This is a genomic window from Brevundimonas sp. (genome assembly GCF_016463295.1).
Lineage (GTDB): Bacteria > Pseudomonadota > Alphaproteobacteria > Caulobacterales > Caulobacteraceae > Brevundimonas.
This window is the reverse complement of the sequence record NZ_JAEMRO010000024.1, coordinates 22,369-30,984: the sequence shown is the minus strand read 5'-3', so window position 1 is coordinate 30,984 and position 8,616 is coordinate 22,369. Positions and strand designations below refer to the sequence as shown.

Genomic DNA, 8,616 nt, shown 5'->3' with positions numbered 1-8,616 from the left:
GTCTGGCTGGCGTCCATCGGCTTGGGCGCGCGGGTCATGCCGCCGTGCAGGTCCAGAGTCAGGCCGGGGAAAGGCGGCTCGGTCGCAATCTGCTGTACCGTCTCCGATATCCAGGCCGAGGCCTGGGCGTCCGGCACGCGCACGTTGAAGCGGACGACGGCGTTGTCGGCCACGACATTCAGCGCGCTGCCGCCGCTGATCTTCGCGACATTGACGGTGACGCCCTCGCGCTGGCCGTTCAGGGCATGCAGGCGAGCGGCGATGATGGCGGCCCCGGCCACGGCATTGGCCCCCTCGTGGAAGGCGCGACCCGCATGGGCGGCCTTGCCGGTGACGATCAGGTGGTAGTTGCCGCTGCCCTTGCGCGCCCCGGCCAGCGTGCCGTCAGCCAAGGCGGGCTCATAGGTCATTCCGACATGCCCGCGCGCGCCCAGTTCGGCCAGCAAGGGGGCAGAGGCGGGCGAGCCGATCTCCTCGTCCGGGGACAACAGCACGGTCCAGCCGACATTGGCCCTGTCCGGATGGGTCTCGAACGCCTCCAGCGCCGCCAACATGACCGAGATGCCACCCTTCATGTCCGCGATGCCGGGGCCGTTCAGGGCGCCGTCGGGACGGGTGGTCACGGTCTGGAACGCGCTCTCGGCGGGGAAGACGGTGTCGTAATGGCCGGTCAGGACGACCTGGATCGGGGCGTCGGGCCGCTGGGTGATCTTCAGGGCGTCGGCATGGGCCTCCTGCTGCACCGCGCCGTCGTCGCCGATGCTGGTCGAGGGGGTGGTGGCGATGCGTTCGCACGTCGCGTCGAGCGAGCGCGCCTCTGCCTCCAGCCGCACAAGGACGGCCTCCAGCCCGGCGGCGTTTCGACTGCCGGAGTTCAGGTTGGACCAGTCGACGGCCCGCTGGACAATGGCTTGGCCGCGCGCTGCGACATGGTCGAGCACGCCCTGATCTGTCGGCAGAATCCGCATGGCGCGGACCCTAGACGCGCGATGTCCAAAGGTGAAGGCTGGCGGCGGTTTCTATTGGCGGCGTCACGGGCTAGGCTGGCGGTCAGGGGAGCGTGCCGCATGAATGACTGGATCCGGACTCTTGGCCCGACGGCCGAGCTGAAGACCGAGGCCGAGGCCCTGTCGGCCGCGCGGGCCAGCTCCATCGGCATGGTGCTGGGGGCCGCTCGGGATGCCGTGCTGGCATGGTATACGGCGACGGCAGGGGCCGAGGCCACCCGCCTGACCGTCGATCAGATGACCCGGCGTCCCGAGAGCGTCGAACAGATGCAGACGGCCACACAGATCGGCCTGGCGGTCACCGGTGTGCTGGTGGTGCTGCAACTGGTTCTGGCCGTGGTCCATTGGCGCAAACCGACCAGTCTGCTGCCCCTGATCTTCCTGATGCTGGTGGTCTGGGCGCTGGGCACGGCCGCCCTCGCTCTGGTCTATGCAGCGGGCGGGCAGGAGACGAGCGGCCAGCCGATAGGGGTGATCCTGCTGACGCTGATCGCCATGACGGGAGCGGCGATCCTGCATGCGACGGCGATCCGCGGAGCCGGTCGCCTGGCCGAACTGCGCAAACTGGGGGCAGGCTGAGCCGCAAACGGCGCTTTCACCTGTCATCAAAGCCGGGCTAGGGTCGGGGCCTCATTACCTGGGAGGCAAGAATGAGTCTGATTTCTTCAATGAACCCGACGGCCCCGATCAACACCCGACCGGAAGCCATCGCCGCAGCACGCGCCAGCGCCATCGCCATCTTCATCGGTGTAGCCTGGGGCATCGTCGGCGTGATCTATCTGGCGACGGCTGGCTCCGCCGTCATGGAGGCCGCCCTGGCCGACGCCGCGGCCCAGAACCCCGACGCAGCCGGCATGTCCGGCATGGCGGGATTGATGACCGGGGCGGCCATTGGCACCGGCATCTTCATCGTCATCATTCAACTGGTGCTGGGTCTGGTCCAGTGGTTCAAGCCGAACATCGTGATCCCGATCCTGTTCACCGTGCTGGTGGTCTATGGCATCGGCTCGACCCTGCTGGGTCTGACCATGGTCAATGAGGATGTCGCCGGTGCGAATCCGATGTGGTTCACGGTTCTGGGCCTCGTCGTTCTGGTCGTGGAACTGGTCCTGCATATCGCGGGCATCCGCGGCGCGAATGCGCTGAACAAGATGAACAAGGCCGAACAGGCCGCCTACTGATCTGACCTAGCGACCTTGACGGTTCTGGCGCCGGTCCTCTGGACCGGTGCCAGGCTGCCGGGTCTGGCGGCGCCAGCGGATCGACAGACTGGCGCCTTCACCGCCGAACTTGGTGCTGACCGTCAGATTGCGGCGCACCTGCCATTCCAGATTGACCGCCGCGCCATTGTCGCCGCCGCCGATCACTTCCAGATACAGATCGTCGGTCAGATAGCGCCCGCCTGCGATGGTCAGGCCCGACGCCTCGCCGCCGAACGACAGCCGGTCCAGACCGGCCAGTTCGCGCAGGTTCCCGATCACATCGAAGCCGCCGCCGCCCGCCAGCGACGCCACACCGGCCGCCAGCTGTGCCGCCTCGAACCCTGACAGCTGCGAGGCCGAACGTCCGAACAGCACCTGGGACAGGATTTCGTCTTGGGGCAGGGCCGGGTTGGAGGTCAGGCTGATCTCAGGCCGCGCCGCCGTGCCCGTGACGCGGATGGTGGCGGTAATGGCCGGATCCTCTCGCGTCGCCGACAGGTTCAGGCGAATTTGCTCGGGATTGGTCGACAGACTGACCGTGCCGCGCGGATCGAAGATGAAGCGCTTGCCGGCGAAGTCGTAGTCGCCGCGCACGACACGAGCCGTGCCGGACAACTGAGGCTGGGCAATGGTTCCGCGCACGCGGGCGTTGACGTTCATCTCGACGTTCAGACCGCGTCCGACCACGTTCACATCGCCGCCGGGCGAGCGGATGGCGATGTCCAGTCCGATCTGGGGGCCTCTGGGCCGGTCGGCGGTATCGATCTCCTCGGCATTGCCGCCGGGCTTGTTGATCTCGACGACATCCATACGGACGATGCCGTTGGAGCCGGGCGGATTGGCCTCGATGCGGGCCTCGTCGATGTCGATCTGGCCGGTCAGCTGGATGTTTCCATCGGCCCCGCGCACCACCGTCAGCGGACCGGAAGCGCGCGCCTCGGCGATATCGTTGTCGATGATGCGGAAGCGGGTCAGGGCCAGTTCGAAGTTGGAGCCCGAGCCTTGGCGCAGGCCGATGCGGCCGCTGCCCGACACCGTGCCGCCCGATCCATCGTTGGCCGTGAAGGTCTCGACCAGGGCGGTGGTGTCGTCGAAACGGCTGGCCAGGGTCAGGCCAGCCAGACGCAGGCCCGTGCCATTGTCGCGGAAGGCCCCTTGCTGCACGTCGAGCCGACCATTGATGCGCGGCGCATTGAGCGTGCCGGCCAGGGTGGCATTGGCGTTCACCTGACCCGACAGCGAGCGTTCTCCGCCCAGGAACAGGTCCCAGATGGGCTGGACCTGACCCTGGATCGCCACCGTGCCGCTCATCGGCCGGGTGCGGGCAATGGCGAGGCGCAGGGGGGCCGCCGAGGCCTCGACCGGCAGGGTCACGTCGGCGGTGGCGGACACAGCCCCGTTGTCGCGGGCATCGGCCTGGATGCGCAGGGTGTTGTTGACCAGCATGGCGTTGACCGTGCCGTCGACGGCCAGGCCGCGCGGGGCGTCGATGCTGCGGATATTCTCCAGCGCCACATTGGCCGAGCCGGACAGGTCGTCGCCCGCGCCGCGCAGGGATAGGCGTCCGGTGACGCGACCGCGCAGGTCGGGCGACAGGGAGCCCAGCTCCACGCTGGTCAGATTGGCCTCGATCACGGCGGCGCGGGAATCCCGGCGCATCTCGCCCGTCAGCACACCGCCGCCGACATTCAGGTCCACGCGCGCCACCTGGCCGTCGCCGGACAGGGCGAAGACGGCGGGATTGCGGGTGGTGAAGTCGATCTCGCGCGCACTGCCCGAGCCGTTCAGCACGATGGTCTGGGCCGTGCCCTGGCGGGAATAGACGCCGGTGCCGTTGAAGGCGGCGGGCGTGCCGCCGCCGACATCGGCCACGACGATGAAGGGCAGACGCTCCAGCGTGCCGCGTCCGTTCAGGTCGATGCGACGCAGAACCCAGGACTGACCCGCCAGGCGGATGTTGGCCCCGGTGACATCGACGATGGCGGTGTCGTTGCCCGCGCCCTCGGTCAGGCGAACGCGCCCCTCGGCGGTGCCGGACGCGAGGAAGGCTCCGGGCCGGGCGGTGAAGGCCAGGTCCGCGCTGGACGGCAGATTGTTGGACAGGGCGATGGCACCCTGTGCCGTCACGCCGCCGGCATCCAGATCGACATTAGTCAACCGAATCTGCGGGCCACCCAGATAGAAGTTTCCGCTGGCGCGGGCGGGGCCATAGTTGGACTGGGCCGTGATGGCGATGCTGCCATCCGAAGCGTCGGCGCCCTTGCGGAACGTCAGCGCCAGATTGGCCTGGGTCAGGTCCAGAGGCCCGGCGGCGATGCGGTCAAACCGCGCCTTCAGGTCCGCACGCGGCTCGGCCAGAGTGCCGGTCAGGGCCCCGTCACCGGTCATGGCTCCGTCAATGGCGACCGGGCCGACGCCGAATGGGCCACGGGCGTTCCAGTCGAGTGCGAGCCGCAGCTGGCCGTTGCCCTCGATCAGGCCGCGCGCATTGGCACTGGCCTGGGCCCCCGTCAGGGCTGCGCGCTGGATGGAGATGCGACCGCCGTCCAGGCCGCCGGTCAGTTGCAGACGAGGTGTGCGACCCAGAAGGCGATCCAGTTCCTCCTGGCCGGTGAACAGGCCGCGTCCGCGCCCGTCGAAGGTCAGGCTCCAGGGTGCGCCGGTGCGGCGCATGGAGGCGGTGATCGGCCCGCCGAACGATCCGCGCGTGCCGGGCTGAATGAGCGAGGCGTCGGTGATGGTCGCATTGCCGCGGAAGCTGAGCCCACCCAGCAGGTTGCGTCCGCCCGAGCCCGTGACCTTCAAGCCCTGACCGTCGGCCTCGATCCGCTGCAGCAGGATGGCTCCATCGGGCAGGCGCGCGGCCTGGAACTGCACCCGGGGCTGCGGTCCCAGCAGACCGCCGACGATACCGGCGGTCGAGCCCCCGGCGGCACGGATGTCGCCGTCTGCATCGAACCGGCCTTTGCTGGAGCGGATGTTGAGAGGGCCGGCGATGCGGCGGGCCTGATAGCTGGAAAGATTGGCGTTCAGCAGATCGACCGACCCATCAAGGGTCCAGGCCGCGCCATCGCCCTTGAAGACGGCGGTATAGGCGGCGGGTCCCGCCACGGGTGTTCCGGCCAGGCGGGTCAGGGACGGCGTCGCCACCTCTATTCGTATGCCCTCGGGCGTGCTGCGATCCGCCTTGCGCATCATGCCCGATGCTGTCGAGTTCAGGTTCTCGGACACCAGCCGCCAGCCGACGCCTTGCAGGCCGTCGTTGTCGTGGTCGGGGCGCACCACCAGGCCGAACCGCGCCGTCCGGCCAACCCGCTCCACGAAGGGCTGTAGCAGGTCCGAGCCGGAGAAGTCGGCGTAGCCGGCGATCCGCGTCTGGTCCTTGCCATAGGTGCCGCGGATGGTCAGGGGCGTGAAGGTGCCGGTGCGCACCACCACATTGACGACTTCGCCATTGACGATGCCGACGGCGTTGAACGGCTGGTCCGGCGAATAGCCCAGAGCCCCGGCCAGCGGCCCGCCCTGGGACTCATTGGCCTGAACGTTCAGGCGGATGTCGGCCAGTTCGTCGCCCATCTTGCCGCTCAGCCGCAGGAAGTCTCCGGGGCGGGTGTTGCTGAAGGCGTTGATCGTGGCGGTCTTGTCGCCGACGCGGGGCAGGCCCAAGGCGCCGTCCAGCTTCCACCGGCCATATTCCTGGCTGAAGCCCTCCAGCAGTTCGATATTGGCCGCGAACCGGTCGATATCGACGGAGATGGGCTGCTGGCCCGGCGGATTGGTCGAGGCCTCGACCTCGGGCCGGCGGATCAGGCGGACGACCTCGGCCTCGATATTGGTCGCGTGGAATCGCCGCGCGACCAGGGGCCAGAAGCTCCAGTCCACGCGGACCTTGCGGGCCTCCAGCCAGACGCCCTGGGCATCGGTGATGGTGACGCGCCGGATGGTGAAGTCGTCGAACAGATCGCCCTCGACACCCTCCACGCGGATTTCGCCGTAGTTGCCGATGCGCTTGCCCTCGACGAAGCTGGTGACCAGTTCGCGACCGGGCCCCGACAGCAGATACATCCGCCCGCCGACCAGACCGACCACCAGCAGGCCCAGCAGGATGGCGAAACCGATGCCGCCGAAGAAGGCGAGGGCCTGCAGGCGCGTGCGCTTGCGCTTTTCCTTGACGGCTGGCGTCTCGGGCTTGTCTTCGGGCGCGTCTGTGGGGGGCGAGGCGTCGGTCAAAACGCCTGACCCAGACTGACATAGACCTGGAAGCTGGGATCGCCTTCACGCTTGTCCAGCGGAATGGCGATGTCGGCGCGGATCGGACCGAAGGGCAGCAGATATCGCACGCCGACGCCGGCGGCATAGCGCATGGCACTGAAATCGGGCGTTTCGTCGAAACCCACCGCGCCCGCATCGACGAAGGCCACGCCCTGGAAGCTGCCGAAAACCTTGCGGCGGACTTCCAGCGAGGTTTCGAACAGGCTCAGACCTCCGCGCGGCGTATTGTCGGGCAGGCGAGGGCCCACACCCTGATACTCATAGCCCCGCACCGAACCGCCGCCGCCGGAATAGAACAGCCGGTCCGCCGGCACCGTCAGCTCCTCGCCACCGATGATGGAGCCCAGTTTGACGCGGCCGGCCAGCACGGTCTTGGCTTCCTGGAACGGCAGGTATCCCGACACTTCGCCCTCGGTTCGCAGGAACAGCACCGTATCCTCGCCCGCCACCGCCGTGGGCTGGGCCGACGCCGTCACGCGCCAGCCGCTGGTGGGGTCCAGCGGGTCGTTGGAGCGATCCCAGTAGAAGCTGCCGCGCCCGGTCAGGATCACCAGATCGCGGGTCAGGCGGACGGGGGCCTGGGTCAACGGGTCGAAGCGGTTCTCGTCATACTGACCGCCGTCCAGACCGACGCCATAGCTGTAGTAGGAGGTCTTTCCGACCCGCTGGCGGATGTCGGCGGCCAGGACCAGGGCTGTCCGGCGGTAGGCCTCCGTATTCTCGTACACAGCGGCCGTTTCCAGACGCAGGGTCTGGCTGGGCCTGCGCCAGTGCGGCAGGCTGAGCGTGGCACCGATCCGGCTGTCGATCTCGGCCAGGCGCGCCTGCCAGATCAGGGTGTCGGCCCGACCGAAGCGGTTGTACCAGGTCCAGGTGCCCTCGATGGCCGAGCCGCCCGTGTTGGAGGGGGCCGCGCCCGCCCGGCCCGCTGTGACGATCGCCTCGGCGGTCGAAAGGGTAATGGCGGCTTCCAGCGTCCGCGCCGGTCTGTCCCGCAGGGTGACGACCACGGGCCGCGTGCCGTCGGCCAGGATCTGGTCCGCCGGCGACAGGGCTACGCCCACGCCGTCATATACGCCGGTTTCCGTCAGCCGCCGCTCGAGTTCGGCGACCTGTTCGGGATCATAGACGTCGCCTGCGGTCCAGGGGGCCAAGCCGGCGACCCAGTCCGGGTTGGTCGGCCCGCGCGTCCGAAGCTGAATGCCATCCAGTCGGACCAGTGGCCCACTGTCGATGTTGAAGTTGGGTGTGACCGTATAGTTCGCGTGGTTGACCACCACCCGGCGACGCCCGGCCTCGGCATCGGCATAGCCCCGGCGGGTCAGCCCGGCGACGATACGCCCCTCGGCAGCCAGCACATCGACCGCGCGACCTGGGTCGCCGGTCGTCAGATCGACCTCGTCTCGCACCGCCAGATCGGTCGCCGGATCGGGCGGCGGCAGGGTCCAGTTCAGGCCGTAATCGGCCAGCAGGAAACGCGGACCCGGCGTGACCTCGATGATGGCGACCGGGGTTTCTTCACCTTCAACATCATCGACCAGCGTCGGCTGGTAGTAGCCTTCCGACCGCAGCAGGGCCTCGGCCGACTCCATCGCCGCACGGGCGCGGCGGCGGGCCTCGAAACGGTTGGACGGCGGCTCGTCCACATCGCCGACGGCGCGCACCAGCTGGGCGCGCAACTCTGCGTCCAGCTCACCACGGATCTGAGCACGCGGCTCAGCCTGTACGGCCGTCGCCAGCGCCAGAAAGCCCGCCGTACTCATCAGGAACAAGGCTTGGCGGCTCTTCAAACGGAAAACTCGGGCTGGTCGTGGGAGGCGCCTCCTATCCAGCCGTTTCGTGGCCGGGATGGGGCAGATCAGTAGAAGAGCGTTTCGCTCTCGGGCTGGACGGATTCTTCTGATGAGCGCTGCTCGGGCGGCAGGGTGTCGACAGGCGGCGCGGAGGGCAGGGCGGCCGGATCGGTCGCAGGTACCGCAGTGTCTTCGGCGGCCGGCGCTTCCGCTGCCTCCTCGACGACGACAGTCGGGACTTCCCGGATCGGCTCGGGCTCATCGCAGGCGGCCAGCGTTCCGGCGCCGATCAGCGCAAATGTTAGGAACAGGCGTTTCACGAAGCTCTTCTCCCCGACCTCA

General features: G+C 68.5%; 6 protein-coding genes. 2 read left to right on the top strand and 4 right to left on the bottom strand.

All coding sequences use genetic code 11. The features are described 5' to 3' along the window. Positions 1-968 (bottom strand): hydrolase (locus JHC81_RS07315; protein WP_292172658.1); only part of this gene is annotated, 968 nt, incomplete at its 3' end. Positions 969-1,067: 99 nt separating this feature from the next. On the opposite strand from JHC81_RS07315, the gene JHC81_RS07310 reads away from it, so the two are divergent. Further along, a complete protein-coding gene (locus tag JHC81_RS07310; RefSeq protein ID WP_292172655.1) occupies positions 1,068-1,586 on the top strand; it encodes a hypothetical protein in 519 nt (172 codons plus the stop codon). A 71-nt stretch (positions 1,587-1,657) separates the two neighbouring features. Further along, a complete protein-coding gene (locus tag JHC81_RS07305; protein ID WP_292172653.1) occupies positions 1,658-2,188 on the top strand; it encodes a hypothetical protein in 531 nt (176 codons plus the stop codon). Between the two features lie 6 nt (positions 2,189-2,194). On the opposite strand, the gene JHC81_RS07300 is transcribed toward JHC81_RS07305, so the two are convergent. The 3 genes from JHC81_RS07300 to JHC81_RS07290 form a co-directional block, all read right to left on the bottom strand. Beyond that, positions 2,195-6,439, bottom strand: coding sequence for a translocation/assembly module TamB domain-containing protein (locus JHC81_RS07300; protein WP_292172650.1), 4,245 nt, complete (start codon positions 6,437-6,439; stop codon positions 2,195-2,197). After that, positions 6,436-8,244, bottom strand: coding sequence for an autotransporter assembly complex family protein (locus JHC81_RS07295; RefSeq protein WP_292172668.1), 1,809 nt, complete (start codon positions 8,242-8,244; stop codon positions 6,436-6,438). Before JHC81_RS07295 ends, JHC81_RS07300 begins: the two co-directional genes overlap by 4 nt. 95 nt (positions 8,245-8,339) lie before the next feature. Further along, positions 8,340-8,594: a hypothetical protein gene (locus JHC81_RS07290; RefSeq protein ID WP_292172646.1), complete on the bottom strand. Its 255-nt coding sequence runs from the start codon at positions 8,592-8,594 to the stop codon at positions 8,340-8,342. Positions 8,595-8,616 lie beyond the last annotated feature (22 nt).